The 14447-nt window shown below is 69.6% G+C and carries 16 protein-coding genes; 7 read left to right on the top strand and 9 right to left on the bottom strand.

Annotated elements, in window-relative coordinates; translation table 11 throughout:
- Positions 1-40: 40 nt before the first annotated feature.
- The 3 genes from recO to OG407_RS18255 all read left to right on the top strand — a co-directional run bounded on the left by recO (position 41) and on the right by OG407_RS18255 (position 2266).
- Positions 41-790 carry a DNA repair protein RecO gene (gene recO, locus OG407_RS18265; RefSeq protein ID WP_405859334.1) on the top strand — a complete coding sequence of 250 codons (750 nt, stop codon included), beginning with the start codon at positions 41-43 and terminating at the stop codon, positions 788-790.
- A gap of 65 nt (positions 791-855) precedes the next feature.
- On the top strand, positions 856-1707 hold the full coding sequence (locus OG407_RS18260; RefSeq protein WP_365300244.1) for an isoprenyl transferase: 852 nt from the start codon (positions 856-858) through the stop codon (positions 1705-1707).
- 46 nt (positions 1708-1753) lie between these two features.
- On the top strand, positions 1754-2266 hold the full coding sequence (locus OG407_RS18255) for a YcxB family protein (protein ID WP_405859331.1): 513 nt from the start codon (positions 1754-1756) through the stop codon (positions 2264-2266).
- Positions 2267-2270: 4 nt separating this feature from the next.
- On the opposite strand, the gene OG407_RS18250 is transcribed toward OG407_RS18255, so the two are convergent.
- Genes OG407_RS18250 through OG407_RS18235 form a run of 4 tightly spaced genes read right to left on the bottom strand, consistent with a single transcriptional unit; the run spans position 2271 to position 5402 of the window.
- Positions 2271-2687, bottom strand: a complete 417-nt coding sequence (locus OG407_RS18250; protein ID WP_328683467.1) for a transcriptional repressor — start codon at positions 2685-2687, stop codon at positions 2271-2273.
- A 59-nt stretch (positions 2688-2746) separates the two neighbouring features.
- Entirely contained in the window at positions 2747-3649 is a 903-nt protein-coding gene (locus OG407_RS18245; protein ID WP_405859329.1) for a metal ABC transporter permease, read from the bottom strand.
- Complete coding sequence (locus OG407_RS18240) at positions 3649-4449, bottom strand: metal ABC transporter ATP-binding protein (protein WP_405859327.1); 801 nt, start codon at positions 4447-4449, stop codon at positions 3649-3651. The genes OG407_RS18245 and OG407_RS18240 overlap by 1 nt, the downstream gene beginning before the upstream one ends.
- Positions 4446-5402 (bottom strand): metal ABC transporter substrate-binding protein, encoded by a 957-nt coding sequence (locus OG407_RS18235; protein ID WP_405859325.1) that lies wholly within the window; start codon positions 5400-5402, stop codon positions 4446-4448. The genes OG407_RS18240 and OG407_RS18235 overlap by 4 nt, the downstream gene beginning before the upstream one ends.
- A gap of 185 nt (positions 5403-5587) precedes the next feature.
- Between OG407_RS18235 and OG407_RS18230 the strand changes: the two genes are divergently transcribed.
- A complete protein-coding gene (locus OG407_RS18230) occupies positions 5588-6970 on the top strand; it encodes a glycine--tRNA ligase (protein WP_403598534.1) in 1383 nt (460 codons plus the stop codon).
- Between the two features lie 73 nt (positions 6971-7043).
- Here the strand turns inward: OG407_RS18230 and OG407_RS18225 are convergent, their stop codons facing one another.
- The gene (locus OG407_RS18225) at positions 7044-8090 is read right to left on the bottom strand and encodes a chitinase (RefSeq protein ID WP_405859323.1); all 1047 of its coding nucleotides are present in this window, start codon (positions 8088-8090) and stop codon (positions 7044-7046) included.
- A 191-nt stretch (positions 8091-8281) separates the two neighbouring features.
- Here OG407_RS18225 and OG407_RS18220 point away from each other — a divergent pair, with 191 nt between their 5' ends.
- Both OG407_RS18220 and OG407_RS18215 read left to right on the top strand, forming a co-directional pair.
- Entirely contained in the window at positions 8282-9292 is a 1011-nt protein-coding gene (locus tag OG407_RS18220; protein ID WP_405859321.1) for an aldo/keto reductase, read from the top strand.
- Between the two features lie 26 nt (positions 9293-9318).
- Complete coding sequence (locus OG407_RS18215; RefSeq protein WP_405859319.1) at positions 9319-9900, top strand: TetR family transcriptional regulator; 582 nt, start codon at positions 9319-9321, stop codon at positions 9898-9900.
- A gap of 18 nt (positions 9901-9918) precedes the next feature.
- On the opposite strand, the gene OG407_RS18210 is transcribed toward OG407_RS18215, so the two are convergent.
- From OG407_RS18210 to OG407_RS18195, 4 genes are all read right to left on the bottom strand, one after another.
- The gene (locus OG407_RS18210) at positions 9919-10290 is read right to left on the bottom strand and encodes a hypothetical protein (RefSeq protein ID WP_403598524.1); all 372 of its coding nucleotides are present in this window, start codon (positions 10288-10290) and stop codon (positions 9919-9921) included.
- An 87-nt stretch (positions 10291-10377) separates the two neighbouring features.
- Positions 10378-11526, bottom strand: a complete 1149-nt coding sequence (locus OG407_RS18205; protein WP_405859317.1) for a serine hydrolase domain-containing protein — start codon at positions 11524-11526, stop codon at positions 10378-10380.
- A gap of 86 nt (positions 11527-11612) precedes the next feature.
- Positions 11613-11819, bottom strand: coding sequence for a hypothetical protein (locus OG407_RS18200; RefSeq protein WP_327404235.1), 207 nt, complete (start codon positions 11817-11819; stop codon positions 11613-11615).
- Positions 11820-11966: 147 nt separating this feature from the next.
- A complete protein-coding gene (locus OG407_RS18195) occupies positions 11967-13394 on the bottom strand; it encodes an MFS transporter (RefSeq protein ID WP_405859315.1) in 1428 nt (475 codons plus the stop codon).
- Positions 13395-13495: 101 nt separating this feature from the next.
- Between OG407_RS18195 and OG407_RS18190 the strand changes: the two genes are divergently transcribed.
- On the top strand, positions 13496-14437 hold the full coding sequence (locus OG407_RS18190; RefSeq protein WP_405859313.1) for a helix-turn-helix transcriptional regulator: 942 nt from the start codon (positions 13496-13498) through the stop codon (positions 14435-14437).
- Positions 14438-14447 lie beyond the last annotated feature (10 nt).

Here is a 14447-nt window from a genome sequence, read left to right as displayed (position 1 = left end):
GCGTCGTGGCGCCACAGGGCCGTAGGGGACAATGGGCGGCATGAGTCTGTTCCGCGACGACGGCATCGTGCTGCGCACCCAGAAGCTGGGTGAGGCGGACCGGATCATCACGCTGCTCACGCGGAGTCACGGGCGGGTACGGGCCGTGGCGCGCGGGGTGCGGCGGACCAAGTCGAAGTTCGGTGCCCGGCTGGAACCCTTCTCCCATGTGGACGTGCAGTTCTTCGCGCGGGGCAGCGAACTGATCGGCCGCGGGCTGCCGTTGTGCACCCAGAGTGAGACCATCGCTCCGTACGGTGGCGGGATCGTCGCCGACTATGCGCGGTACACCGCCGGTACGGCGATGCTGGAGACGGCCGAGCGCTTCGCCGATCACGAGGGCGAGCCCGCCGTGCAGCAGTATCTGCTGCTCGTGGGCGGGCTGCGGACGCTGGCCGGCGGGGAGCACGCTCCGCATCTGATTCTTGATGCGTTTCTGCTGCGGTCGCTCGCCGTCAACGGATACGCGCCGAGCTTCGGTGACTGCGCGAAGTGCGGGATGCCGGGACCGAACCGGTTCTTCTCCGTGGCGTCGGGCGGGGTCGTCTGCGCGGACTGCCGGGTGGCCGGGAGCGTCGTACCCTCGCCGCAGGCCCTGGAACTCCTCGGTGCGCTGCTTACGGGAGACTGGGAGACGGCGGACGCGTGCGAGGCGCGGCATGTGCGGGAGGGCAGCGGGCTGGTGTCCGCCTATCTGCACTGGCACCTTGAGCGCGGGCTCCGTTCGCTGCGGTACGTGGAGAAGTCGTAGCAGGTCGTAGCAAGTTGTCGTAGGTCGTAGGTCGTAGGTCGTTAGACAGAGGAGACGAGAAGCGCATGGCCGTACGCGGGATCCTGGGGCGCCAGCGGCGCGAGTACAAGACGCCGGAGCCGCACCCGTCGGGGGCCACCGCACCGAAGCTGCCCGGTGAGCTGATCCCGAAGCACGTGGCGATCGTCATGGACGGGAACGGGCGGTGGGCGAAGCAGCGGGGGCTGCCGCGCACCGAGGGCCACAAGGTCGGCGCCGAGCGGGTGTTGGACGTGCTGCAGGGTGGCGTCGAGATGGGTGTCGGCGCGATCTCGCTGTACGCCTTCTCCACCGAGAACTGGAAGCGGTCGCCCGACGAGGTGCGCTTCCTCATGAACTTCAACCGCGACTTCATCCGCAAGTCCCGCGACACCCTGGACGAACTCGGTATCCGGGTGCGGTGGGTGGGCCGTATGCCCAAGCTGTGGCGGTCGGTGGCCAAGGAGCTCCAGATCGCGCAGGAGCAGACCAAGGACAACGACGCGCTCACGCTGTACTTCTGCATGAACTACGGCGGGCGGGCCGAAATCGCCGACGCGGCAAGGGCGTTGGCCGAGGATGTGGCGGCGGGTCGGCTCGACCCGGCCAAGGTCGACGAGAAGACCCTCGCCAAGTACATGTACTACCCGGACATGCCCGAGGTCGATCTCTTCCTCCGGCCCAGCGGGGAACAGCGAACCTCCAACTACCTGATCTGGCAGAGCGCTTACGCCGAGATGGTCTTCCAGGACGTGCTCTGGCCGGACTTCGACCGGCGTGACCTGTGGCGGGCCTGCGTCGAATTCGCCCAGCGGGACCGGCGGTTCGGCGGCGCGGTACCGAACGAGAAGCTGCTCGCGATGGAGCAGGCGATGCGGGGGCGGCCCGAGGAGGGCTGACCACTGACGGCTAGCATCCCGCCTTATGGACATGGGGCGGGATGATGTGACGGGGCGAGTGGTCGAGCTGGAGTACCGGCCGGTCGTCGAGGACTTCGCGGCGGCGCTGAGAGCGCGCAGGGGCCTCATCCCCTCGACGCGAAGACAACTCTGGCTGCTGGGGGTCGGGGCCTTCTTCGCCTTGATGGCGATCGCGAGTTCGCTGGCCAAGGGCAGGTCGGTACCGGTCCCGCTGATCATCGGTGTGTGCGCCGTGGTGGTGGTCCTGGTGTTCCTGCCGCGGATCCAGGCGCGCCAGTTCCAGCGCCTCGCGGAGCGGCGGGGGGTGATCCGGGTGACCGTGACGGATGCCGGGGTGACTGTGGCCACCGACGACTCGTTCACCTCGCTCAACTGGACCGTGCAGCCTCGCTACCGGGAGACGGCGGACGGCTTCTACATGTTCAGCCCCGAGAAGAACGCCCTCAACTTCACGCTGCTGCCCAGGCGCGGCCTGCGGGACCCCGCCGACGTGGACCGGCTGCGGGCGATCCTCGACACCCACCTGAGCCGGGTCTAGGGCCTCAGCCGGCCGCCGCCGCGCACTCCGCGCACGTGCCGAAGATCTCCACCGTGTGCGCCACGTTCACGTACCCGTGCTCCGCCGCGATCGCCTCCGCCCACTTCTCCACGGCCGGGCCCTCCACCTCGACCGCCTTGCCGCACACGCGGCACACCAGGTGGTGGTGATGGTCGCCCGTGGAGCAGCGGCGGTACACGGATTCGCCCTCGTCCGTGCGCAGGACGTCGACCTCGCCGGCGTCGGCGAGGTTCTGGAGGGTGCGGTAGACCGTGGTCAGGCCCACCGAGTCACCCTTGTGCTTGAGCATGTCGTGGAGTTCCTGGGCGCTGCGGAACTCGTCGACCTCGTTGAGCGCCGCCGACACGGCGGCACGCTGGCGGGTGGAGCGTCCCTTTACGGGCGGGCCGGCCGTCGTCACCGTTGCCTCCTCACGTCTGCACTTTGCCGAGCCATTGTGCCAGCCCGGGCTGTGCGTGGTCAGACGCCGACCTCGTCGGCGGCTCCCCGGGTGGCCGGAATCGCGCATTCCACCGGGTCCCCGGCAGGTCGCGCGGCGGCGGCGGCCCGGGCCCGGCGCCTCGCCAGCGGGGTCGCCAGCGCCGTGAGCGCGATGAACGCGGCGATCGTCAGGAGCACGATCGTCGCACCGGGCGGGACGTCCTGGTAGTACGAGGTGACGGTGCCGCTGACCGTCACGGTCACGCCGATCACGCCCGCGATCGCCAGCGTCGCCCCGAAACTGCGGGTGAGCTGCTGCGCGGCGGCGACCGGCACCACCATCAGCGCGGACACCAGGATCAGGCCCACGACCCGCATCGCGACGGTGACGGTGACGGCCGCGGTGACCGCCGTCAGCAGGTTCAGGGCACGGACGGGCAGGCCCGTGACCCGAGCGAACTCCTCGTCGTGGTTCACGGCGAACAGCTGCCGTCGCAGCCCCAGGGTGACCACGATCACGAACGCGGCCAGGATGGCGATCGCCGTCACGTCGGACTGCGAGACCGTCGAGAGGGAGCCGAAGAGGTACGAGCTGAGGTTGGCGTTCGAGCCGCCCGGCGCGAGGTTGACGAACATCACGCCGCCCGCCATACCGCCGTAGAAGAGCATCGCGAGGGCGATGTCGCCGCGGGTCTTGCCGTACCAGCGGATCAGTTCCATCAGGACCGAGCCGAGCACGGAGACGGCGGTGGCCATCCACACCGGGGAGGCGTTCAGCAGGAAGCCGAGGCCCACGCCGGTCATCGCGACGTGGCCGATGCCGTCGCCCATGAGGGGCTGGCGGCGCTGGACGAGGTAGATGCCGATCGCGGGGGCGGTGATGCCGACGAGGACGGCGGCGATGAGTGCCCGCTGCATGAAGGCGTAGTCGAGGAGGTCCATCAGCTCAGCAGTCCCGTGCGGATCGGTTCGGCGTCCGCCGAGTGCGGGTGTACGTGGTCGTGGCCGGGCAGCGCGTGCTGGCCCAGGGCGCGCGGCGGCGGGCCGTCGTGCTGGACGCAGCCGTCGCGCAGGACGACCGCGCGGTCGATCAGCGGTTCCAGCGGGCCGAGTTCGTGCAGGACGAGCAACACCGTTGTGCCTTCGGCGACTTGACGGGTCAGGGTGTCCGCCAGCACCTTCTGGCTGGCCAGGTCCACGCCCGCCATCGGCTCGTCCATGATGAGGAGTTCGGGCTCTGCGGCGAGCGCGCGGGCGATCAGCACACGCTGGTGCTGGCCGCCGGAGAGCGCGTCGACGGAGTCCTTGGCCCGGTCTTCCATCCCGACCAGCTCCAGGGCGTGCCGTACGGCCTCGTGGTCCGCCTTGCGCAGCAGACCGAAGCGGGCGCGGGAGAGACGGCCGGACGCGACGATCTCGGTGACCGTGGCGGGCACCCCGCCCCCGGCCGTCGTGCGCTGCGGTACGTAGCCCACGCGCCGCCAGTCCTTGAAGGCGCGGCGCGGGGTGCCGAACAGCTCGATCTCGCCTGCGGACAACGGGACTTGGCCGATGATCGTGCGGATCGCGGTCGACTTGCCGGAGCCGTTGGCGCCGAGCAGCGCGACCACCTCACCGCGGCGCACGGTGAGGTCGATGCCGCGCAGGACGGGGCGCGAGCCCAGCTCGGCGCGGACTCCGCGCAGCGATATGACGGGCTCGCTCATCAAGTCGCTCATCAACTCGTCCTCCGTGCTGGTCATTTACTTCCCAAGGCCGTCCGCAGGGCCTTGAGGTTGGCCTGCTGGACCGAGAAGTAGTCCTTGCCGCGGGACTTCTTGGTGATGCCCTCGATCGGGTCGAGGACGTCGGTCTTCAGGTTCGCGTCCGCGGCGATGGTCTTCGCGGTCTTGTCGCTGACGAGCGTCTCGTAGAACACCGTGGTGACGCCGTCGGCCTTCGCCATCTTCTCAAGGTCCTTCACGCGCTCGGCACTCGGCTCCGACTCGGGGTCGAGACCGTTGATGGCCTCCTCGGTGAGGCCGTAGCGCTCGGCGAGGTAGCCGAAGGCGGCGTGCGTGGTGATGAACACCTTCGTCTTGGTGTCGGCGAGGCCGGTCTTGAACTCGGTGTTGAGCGCGTCCAGCTTCTTGACCAGGGCCGCGGTGTTCGTCCTGTAGTCGGCCGCGTTCTTCGGGTCGGCCTTCTCGAAGGCCTTGCCGACGCCCGCGGCGACCTGGGCGTAGCGCACCGGGTCGAGCCAGATGTGGGGGTCGAGACCGGCCAGCTCGTCGTTCTTCGAGGTGTCGTGCGAGGCCGCGTGGCCGCCGACCTCGTTGCCGTGCTTCTCCTCCGTGGTCAGGGAAGCGGCGTCGATCTTCGTCTTGACCCCGGACTGGCTCACCACGGCGTCGACGGAGGGCTGGAGGTTCTTGAGGTAGAGCACCGCGTCGGACTCCCCGAGCGCGGCGGTCTGCCGCGCGCTGATCTCCAGGTCGTGCGGTTCCTGGCCGGGCTTCGTCAGGCTGGTGACGTGGACGTGGTCCCCGCCGATCTGCTCGGCCAGGTACTGGAGTGGGTAGAACGCCGCGACGACGTCGAACTTGTCCGTGTTGGCGGCGGCCGCGCTGTCGGAGCAGGCGGAGAGGGTCCCGAGACCGAGGGCGGTGGCCGCGGCGATGGCGATCCCGGATATGTGGCGTCGTCGTACGTTCATGACAGTCATTTTCAACTGACATGGAAACCGTTGTCAACAAGCGCATGGTGAGGAACCGATTTGATATAGGGGCGGGAGGCGCCGGTAACCTAAGTCATTCGCCCGCCCGTCTCCCGACCACCACCCCCCATCGAGGCGCTTCGCGCCGCCCCTCCTTACCGTCCATTCGTCATGAAGAGAGCATCGTGGCCGCCGACAAGATCGACACCATCGTCAGCCTGAGCAAGCGCCGTGGCTTCGTATTCCCCAGTAGTGAGATCTACGGCGGCCAGCGCGCCGCTTGGGACTACGGGCCCCTGGGTGTCGAGCTCAAGGAGAACCTGAAGCGCCAGTGGTGGCGCTACATGGTGACGTCGCGCGAGGACGTGGTCGGCATCGACTCGTCCGTGATCCTGGCCCCCGAGGTGTGGGTCGCCTCCGGCCATGTCGCCACTTTCTCGGACCCGTTGACCGAGTGCACCGCGTGTCACAAGCGGTTCCGCGCGGACCACCTGGAGGAGGCGTACGAGGCCAAGCACGGCCGCGCCCCCGAGAACGGCCTCGCCGACATCAACTGCCCCAACTGCGGCAACAAGGGCCAGTTCACCGAGCCCAAGGAGTTCTCCGGCCTGCTCTCCACCCACCTGGGCCCGACGCAGGACACCGGCTCCGTCGCCTACCTGCGCCCCGAGACCGCCCAGGGCATCTTCACCAACTTCGGCCAGGTGCAGACCACTTCGCGCAAGAAGCCGCCGTTCGGCATCGCGCAGATGGGCAAGTCCTTCCGCAACGAGATCACGCCCGGCAACTTCATCTTCCGGACCCGCGAGTTCGAGCAGATGGAGATGGAGTTCTTCGTCAAGCCGGGCGAGGACGAGAAGTGGCAGGAGTACTGGATGGAGCAGCGCTGGAACTGGTACACCGGCCTGGGTCTGCGCGAGGAGAACATGCGGTGGTACGACCACCCCAAGGAGAAGCTCTCCCACTACTCCAAGCGCACCGCCGACATCGAGTACCGCTTCCAGTTCGGCGGCAACGAGTGGGGTGAGCTGGAGGGCGTCGCCAACCGCACGGACTTCGACCTGAACGCCCACTCCAAGGCCTCCGGCCAGGACCTCTCCTTCTTCGACCAGGAGGCCCAGGAGCGCTGGACGCCGTACGTCATCGAGCCCGCCGCCGGTGTCGGCCGCGCGATGCTGGCGTTCCTCCTCGACGCCTACGTCGAGGACGAAGCGCCCAACGCCAAGGGCAAGTTGGAGAAGCGCACGGTGCTGCGCCTCGACCACCGGCTCGCCCCGGTGAAGGTCGCGGTGCTTCCGCTGTCCCGCAACCCGGAGCTGTCCCCGAAGGCCAAGGGCCTTGCCGCCGCCCTTCGTCAGAACTGGAACATCGAGTTCGACGACGCGGGTGCGATCGGCCGTCGTTACCGGCGTCAGGACGAGATCGGTACGCCGTACTGCGTGACGGTCGACTTCGACACGCTTGAGGACAACGCGGTGACGGTGCGCGAGCGCGACTCCATGAAGCAGGAGCGCATCTCCCTGGACCAGATCGAGGGCTACCTCGCGGGTCGCCTGATCGGTGCCTAGGGTGTGAGTTGTGAACGGGACCGCGGGCGGGCTGAGTTGATCAGCCCGCCCGCGGTTTTTTTGTGCGCCGCTCTCAACGCCCTTGCAGGGACTTCACGTTGTCGCCGAACGTCCAGTTCTTCGAGCCGTCCCAGTTGATGGACCAGGTCATCAGGCCCTTGAGGGACGTGCCGTAGTGGCGCCAGGCCTGGGAGACCAGCGACGGTGACATGTAGCCGCCGCCCGCGCCCGACTGGGCGGGCAGGCCCGGTACTTGCTTGTCGTACGGCACCTTGATCGTCGTGCCCTGCACGACCAGGCCCTTGTTGAGGCAGTCGGTCTGGGCGGTGAAGCCCGCGACCGTGCCCGCCGAGTACGAGTCGCCGGAGCAGCCGTACATGCTGCCGTTGTAGTACTGCATGTTGAGCCACCACAGGCGGCCGTTGTCCGCGTACTTCTTCACGATCGGGAGATACGCGCCCCAGATCGAGCCGTACGTGATGCTGCCGCCGGTGACGTACGCGGTCTCCGGGGCCATCGTCAGGCCGAAGTTGGACGGCATCTGGGCGAGGATGCCGTCGATGATGCGGATCAAGTTGGCCTGGGACGTGGAGAGTTGGCCGATGTTTCCGCTGCCGACCAGGCCCGTCTCGATGTCGATGTCGATGCCGTCGAAGTTGTACTTCTTCAGGATCGGCACGATCGTCGAGACGAACTTGTTGGCCACGGTGGTCGAGCTGAGGTCGATGCCCGCGGCCGCGCCGCCGATCGACATCAGGATCGTCTGGCCGGAGGCCTTCGCCGCGCACATCTCGGCGGGCGTGGCCACCTTCACGCCCGCGTCCATGCCGTCCTCCCACAGGGCCGTTCCGTCGGAACGGATCACCGGGAAGGCCGCGTTGATCACGTTGTAGCCGTGGGTGGCGATCGCGGAGTTGGTGATCGGGGTCCAACCGAAGGGCGGATGAACGCCGTTGGAGGAGCCGTCCCAGTTCTCCCAGTAGCCCTGGAGGACCTTGCCGGCCGGGCGGGACTTCACCGCGCAGGTGTCGGCCGCGGACGCGGTGGGGGCGGTGGCTATCGAGAGCGGGACGAGGAGCGTGGCCGTCGTGAGGGCGGCGGTGAGGAGTCGACGGAGCATACGGGCCTCCCGGTGGGGGTGCGGTGAGGTGTCGTGTGTCGTAGGCATGACAGTGCTCGTGGTCCAGACCTTTCGTCAAGAGGTCTGTACCACTCGCTCGGGCCGGAGTGCGGCCGGCTGGCAAATATGGAATGACAAATATGGAATGACAGATATTGAAATCTGTCAGCTGTCATGCCAAGGTGGGGTGCATGACGATCCCCACGCGCACTCTCGGAACCACCGGCCCCCAGGTCTCCGCCCTCGGCCTCGGCTGCATGGGCATGTCCGCGTTGTACGGCGACGCCGACCGGGCCGAGTCCATCGCCACCATCCACGCCGCCCTCGAAGCGGGCGTGACGCTCCTCGACACCGGCGACTTCTACGCCATGGGCCACAACGAGATGCTGATCGGCGAGGCCTTGCGCACCGCCCCGGCCGCCCGGCGCGAACAGGCGCTCACCAGCGTCAAGTTCGGGGCGCTGCGCGGCCCGGACGGCGGCTGGTCCGGCTACGACGGCCGGCCCGCCGCCGTGAAGAACTTCGCCGCGTACTCCCTCCAGCGCCTCGGCGTCGACCACATCGACGTGTACCGGATCGCCCGGGTGGACCCCGGCGTACCGGTCGAGGAGACGGTCGGCGCGATCGCCGAGCTGGTCGAGCAGGGCTACGTCCGGCACATCGGGCTCAGCGAGGTCGGCGCCGACACGATCCGCCGGGCCGCCGCGACCGCGCCGATCGCGGACGTGCAGCTGGAGTACGCGCTGATCACGCGCGGCATCGAGGAGCGGATCCTGCCCGTCACCCGGGAGCTGGGGATCTCCGTCACGGCGTACGGCGTGCTGTCGCGCGGGCTGATCTCCGGGCACTTCACGTCCGACCGGCAGCTCGGCGCGAGCGACTTCCGGGCGCACTCGCCGCGCTTCCAGGGCGAGAATCTCCAGCACAACCTGACCCTGGTCGAGCAGTTGCGGAAGCTCGCCGAGCAGAAGGGCGTCTCCGTCGCCCAACTCGCCATCGCCTGGGTGCTGTCGCGGGGCGAGGACATCGTGCCGCTGGTCGGCGCGCGGACCCGGGAGCGGCTGGCGGAGTCGCTGGGCGCGCTGGACGTCGTACTGGACGCGGCGGACCTGGCCGCGATCGAGGCGGCCGTACCGGCGGACTCGGCGGTGGGCGACCGCTACCCGTCGGCGATGATGGCGCACCTCGACAGCGAGCACTGATCCGGCCTGCGGGTACGGTCTTCGTCATGGCACCGAGCGAGACCCTGACCGCCGAGCGCATCCTCGAAGCGACCGAGGAGGTGCTGCGCCGCCACGGCCCGGCGAAGGCCACCGTGGTGGACGTGGCCCGCGCGCTCGGCGTCAGCCATGGCACCGTCTACCGGCACTTCCGCACGAAGGCCGCGCTGCGCGAGGCGGTCACCAAGCGCTGGCTGGACCGGACTTCGCGGATGCTGTCCCGTTTCGTGACGGAGGACCGCGACCCGGAGACCCGGCTGCGGCACTGGCTGGCGGGACTGTTCGACGCCAAGCGGAAGAAGGCCGGCGGTGATCCCGAGCTGTTCGCCACGTACTCGGTCCTCGCCGAGGAGGCGGGCGAGGCGGTCAGCGAGCACATCGCCGAACTCACCGGCCAGCTGACGGAGATCGTGCGGGCGGGCGTCGACAGCGGCGCCTTCACGGCCCCCGACCCGGCCGTCGCCGCCCGCGTCGTCTTCCAGGCCACCGGCCGCTTTCATGACCCCTCGTACGCCCGGGAGTGGCTGAAGCCGGGCGTGGAGGGTGAGTTCGGGGCGATGGTGGAGCTGTTGGTGCGGGGGCTGCGGTGAACTGGCCGTGGGCTCCGGTCAGTTCACCTTGACGGTGACGGTCGGGGAGTAGGTCGTGCCGGCCGCGATCCGCAGGTGTTCCTGGCCCTTGGTGTTGAGCTTCGCGGTGAGTGAGTAACTGCTGCCGTTCTTGACCGTGGTGCTCCCGTTGAGCGCGTTCCACTTCCCGGACTTCTCGTGCTGGAGCACCAGCTTGGCGCCTACCTTCAGGCCCTTGGTGCGGCCGCTGAAGGTCACCTTGTCACCGGCGTTGACCGTGCTCTTGTCGGCCTTGACGGTGATCGAGCCCATGGCGCTCGGACTCGGGGAGGCGGCGAAGGCGCTCGCCGTCCCGGCCGACAGCAGGGCGAGACTCAGGGCGCCGGCGGCGATCGTGCGAGTGACCTTCACGGGGGATTCCTCTCGTTCGGCGGAATGTTCGGCTGATCACGCCCATCCATGCTCATGCCGGTCGGCCGCGACGGCGAGTCGAGAGGGTCAGTGCCCCGCCGCGTACCCCCAGAACTCCCGCATCAGCGGTGTCGGTGTCGGGCTGGTCATCGCCACCTGGGTCAGCAGGACCGTCACCGTGCCCGTGGGCGGGACCACGTGGGCCGTGGTGCCGGTGCCGCCGACCCAGCCGTAGCGGCCGGGGACGTTCCACGGGTCGGCCGGAGCGACGTCGACCTGGCCGCCGTAGCCCCAGCCCTGGCCCTCCAGGAAGAGGGTGGCGGCCTCGCGCTGGGCCGCGGTGAGGTGGTTGGTGGTCATGCGGCTCACGGAGGTGGGGGAGAGGACCGGGGTGCCGTCCGGTGCGGCGCCGGCGTTCGCGAGCATGCGGCCGAAGGCCAGCAGGTCGTCGGCCGTCGAGACCAGGCCGCCGGCACCCGAGGGGAAGGCCGGGGGGCGGCTGAAGCCGCCGTCCGGGGTGTCGGCCTGCTCCAGGGCGCCCAGCTCGCCCGGGGTGTAGGCGGTGGTGAAGCGGGCCCGCTTCGACTCCGGCACCGCGAACGCCGTGTCCGGCATGCCCAGCGGCCCGAAGAACCGCTCCGCCAGGAAGTCGGGGAATGACGAGCCCGAGGCACGGGCGACCAGGACCCCCTGGATGTCCGAGCAGGTGTTGTAGAGCCACGCGGCGCCCGGCTGGCGCACCATCGGGATCCGGGACAGGGCGGCGAGCCACTCGTCGGGGCCCGGCTGGAGGTAGGGCGCGCGGCCGTCCCGCTGGAACGCGAGCAGCGCCTGGACGGCCGCCAGGAAGAAGTCGTCCGGGAAGCCCCAGCCGGCCCGGAAGCTCAGCAGGTCCTCGACCGTGACCGGACGCTCCGCCGGGACCACGTCGTCGACGGGCGAGGACGGCGTGCGGACCACCGTCGGCTTCGCCAGCTCCGGCAGCCACTCCGCCACCGGGGCGTCCAGCGCGAGCCGCCCGTCCTCCACCAGCGCCAGCACCGCCGCCGCCGTGACCGGCTTGCTGACCGACGCGATCCGGAAGATCGAGTCGCGGGCCATCGGGGCGGTGCCCTCGACGTCGACGGAGCCGACGGCGACCACCTCGACGTCGTCGCCGCGGGCCACCAGGCCCACCGCCCCCGGCACGGTGCCGTCGTCGACGCGTCGGCGCAGGGTGTCGTGGAGAGAGCTCATCGGTCGGCCTTCCGGTCCGGGGAGTCGTATCGGATACGACTCTCCTCGCCTCCCGAACTCATCGCTCCCCGCTCCCGGCTCCCCGGTCAGTCGGCGGTCGGGTCCACCGTCGCCTGGTGCTCCTCGGCCAGATGCTCCTCCGCCTTCAGCCAGGGCAGGAACTGCGCGTTCTTCTTCCAGCCGCAGGTGTCGCACACGATCGTGCGCTGCGCGCCCTTGCGCTGCACGCGGACGACATGTTCCCGCCCGTGCTGGTCCCAGCGGCTCACTTTGCTCGTGTTGATCTGCAACATGCGCCTCGCCTCCGTTCAGGAGTCTCCGGCAAGGAGTGTGCAGCAAGACCAACATCAACAGGGCTCAATTCACGCCGAGTTGTCCAAGCTGTGAACATGACATCCCGGGTGTCGTCCGGAATGTCCTTCGGTACGTCAGCCGGTATGTCAGCCGATCGTGCGCGGCAGCCGCAGGCTGAGCAGGCCGGTCAGGACGACCCCGGCCAGCTGCACCAACAGGGTTATGGCCAGGGCGTCCCGCATGCCCATCCCCGGGACCAGGGAGAGGAAGAGGGTGCCGAGGGTGGCCACGCCCAGTGCCAGCGCGGACTGCTGGGTGGTGACCATGACGCCGGCGCCCACACCGGCACGGGCGGCCGGGACCTCGGACAGGATGATCCGGAAGATGATGGGGAGTTGGAGCGCCTGACCGGCGCCGGCGACGGCCGCGCCGGGGAGCAGTTCGACGAACCCGAGATGCGGCCAGGAGCGCCACACGGCCAGCACGATCAGGCCGAGCCCCACCGCCTGGACGACCGACCCCGCCGTCACGACGCGCGTGCCGTACCGGGCCACCAGGCGCGGCCCGGCGAGCGAGGCGAGGAAGAAGGTCACCGCCAGCGGGACGAGCGCCAGGCCCGCCGCGACCGGGCCGAGACCCGCGCCGCTCTGCAGCGCCACCGCGATCACGAACATGAACCCGCTGAAGCCGATCGCGAACGGCAGGATCATCACCAGCCCGCGCCGCAGCGAGGTCAGCGCCAGCAGACTCGGCGGCACCAGCGGCGTACGGCCCTGCCGGTCCGCCCTGCGCTCCACCGCGTAGAACGCCGACGCGAGCCCCGGGAACGCGGCCAGCGACAGCCACGTCCACAGCGGCCAGCCCGCCGCCCGGCCCTCGGTCAGCGGCACCAGCAGCGCCAGCAGAGACGCGCCGAGCAGGAAGGTGCCGGGCACGTCCACCGGCTCAGGGTGCTGGGAACGCGTCTCCGGTACGACCTTGGCGGCCAGGAACAGGCCGACGACGACGACCGGCACGTTCACCAGGAACACCGCGCGCCAGCCCGTACCGGCGATGTCCGCGGCGACCAGAACCCCGCCGAGGATCTGGCCGGCGACCATGGCGAGGCCGGCGGTCGCGCCGTACAGGCCCATCGCCTTGGCGCGGCGCGGGCCCTGGGTCGCGGACTGGATGGTGGCGAGGACCTGCGGGAGCATCGCCGCGGACGCCGCGCCCTGCGCGATCCGCGCGGCGACCAGCGTCCACGCGGTGGGCGCGAGGCCGCACGCGAGCGAGGTGACGCCGAACGCCGCCATCCCGCCCAGGAACAGCCGACGGCGCCCGAACAGGTCGCCGAGCCGCCCGCCGAGGACGAGCAGCACGGCGTACGAGACGCCGTAGCCGGCGACGACGAGTTCGAGGACGGCCTCGCTCGCCGAGAGGTCCTTGCCGATGGTCGGCAGGGCCACGTTCACGATGAAGAAGTCGATGAGGGGCAGCGCCGCGGCCAGCAGCACCGTGAACAGTCCGAGGCCGCTGAGCACGGGTGCCGCCGCCGGGGACTTGACGGTGCGGGAAGCGATGGTTTCGGTCACGCTGACGAGCGTGCGCCTTCCGGGAGACTGGTACCAGAGTGTTCTTATCCTGGTAGAAGGACTACCTGGAAACAGGATCCGGGCAGCGGCAGACTGGAGCGATGACGACGATGGCACAGGAGACGGTGACAGCGGCAGCGGTGACAGCGGCGGCGGTGTCCGAGGCGGCGGTGACGCAGGCGACGGTCGAGGCCGCAGGTGTTCCGCAGACCGCGTCGACGGTCCGGCGGCATGAACTCGCCGCGTTCCTGCGCCACCGCCGGGAGCACATCGCCCCGGAGCAGGTCGGCCTGCCGCGCGGCACCCGGCGCCGTACACCCGGCCTGCGCCGCGAGGAGGTCGCGCAGCTCGCCGCGGTCGGGGTCACCTGGTACACGTGGCTCGAACAGGCCCGGGACATCCAGGTCTCCGTACAGGTCCTCGACGCCCTTGCCCGCACCCTGTTCCTGGACGGCAGCGAACGCTCCCACCTCTTCCAGCTGGCCGGTGCGATCGACCCCCGGCCGGCCACGAGCTGCGCGGTCGTCACGCCCGCCCTGCAGTCGATGCTGGACCAGCTGGACCCGATCCCGGCCTGCCTGCAGAACAGCAGGTACGACATCCTCGCCTACAACCGCACCTACGGGATGCTGCTCTGCGACCTGGACGCGGTACCCCCGGAGGACCGCAACTGCCTGATCCTCTCCTACACGCACGAGGAGTGGCAGTCGTCGATCGTGCATCTGGAGAAGTCCCAGCGCCTCATGGCCGCCCGCTTCCGCGGCTCGATGGCCGACCACCTCGCCGACCCCACCTGGAAGACCCTCCTGAAGCGTCTCCGCACGTCCCCCGAGTTCTGCGAGGTCTGGGACCGTCACGAGGTCATGGGCGCCAGCCCCCGCCGCAAGGAGTTCCGCAACACCCACGTGGGCCGCATCACGGTCGACCACACGGACTTGTGGCTGGGACCGGCGAGGGGGCCAAGGATGGTGACCTACGCTCCGGCGGACGGGGAGTCGCGAGAACGCCTGGAGAAGCTGCACAAAATAGCTCAGGCGAGGTGAACTCCCCAGG

The organism is Streptomyces sp. NBC_01515, assembly GCF_045040345.1.
Classification (GTDB): domain Bacteria; phylum Actinomycetota; class Actinomycetes; order Streptomycetales; family Streptomycetaceae; genus Streptomyces.
The sequence above is the reverse complement of the archived record's forward strand: the minus strand, read 5'-3'. Positions and strand labels throughout refer to the sequence as shown.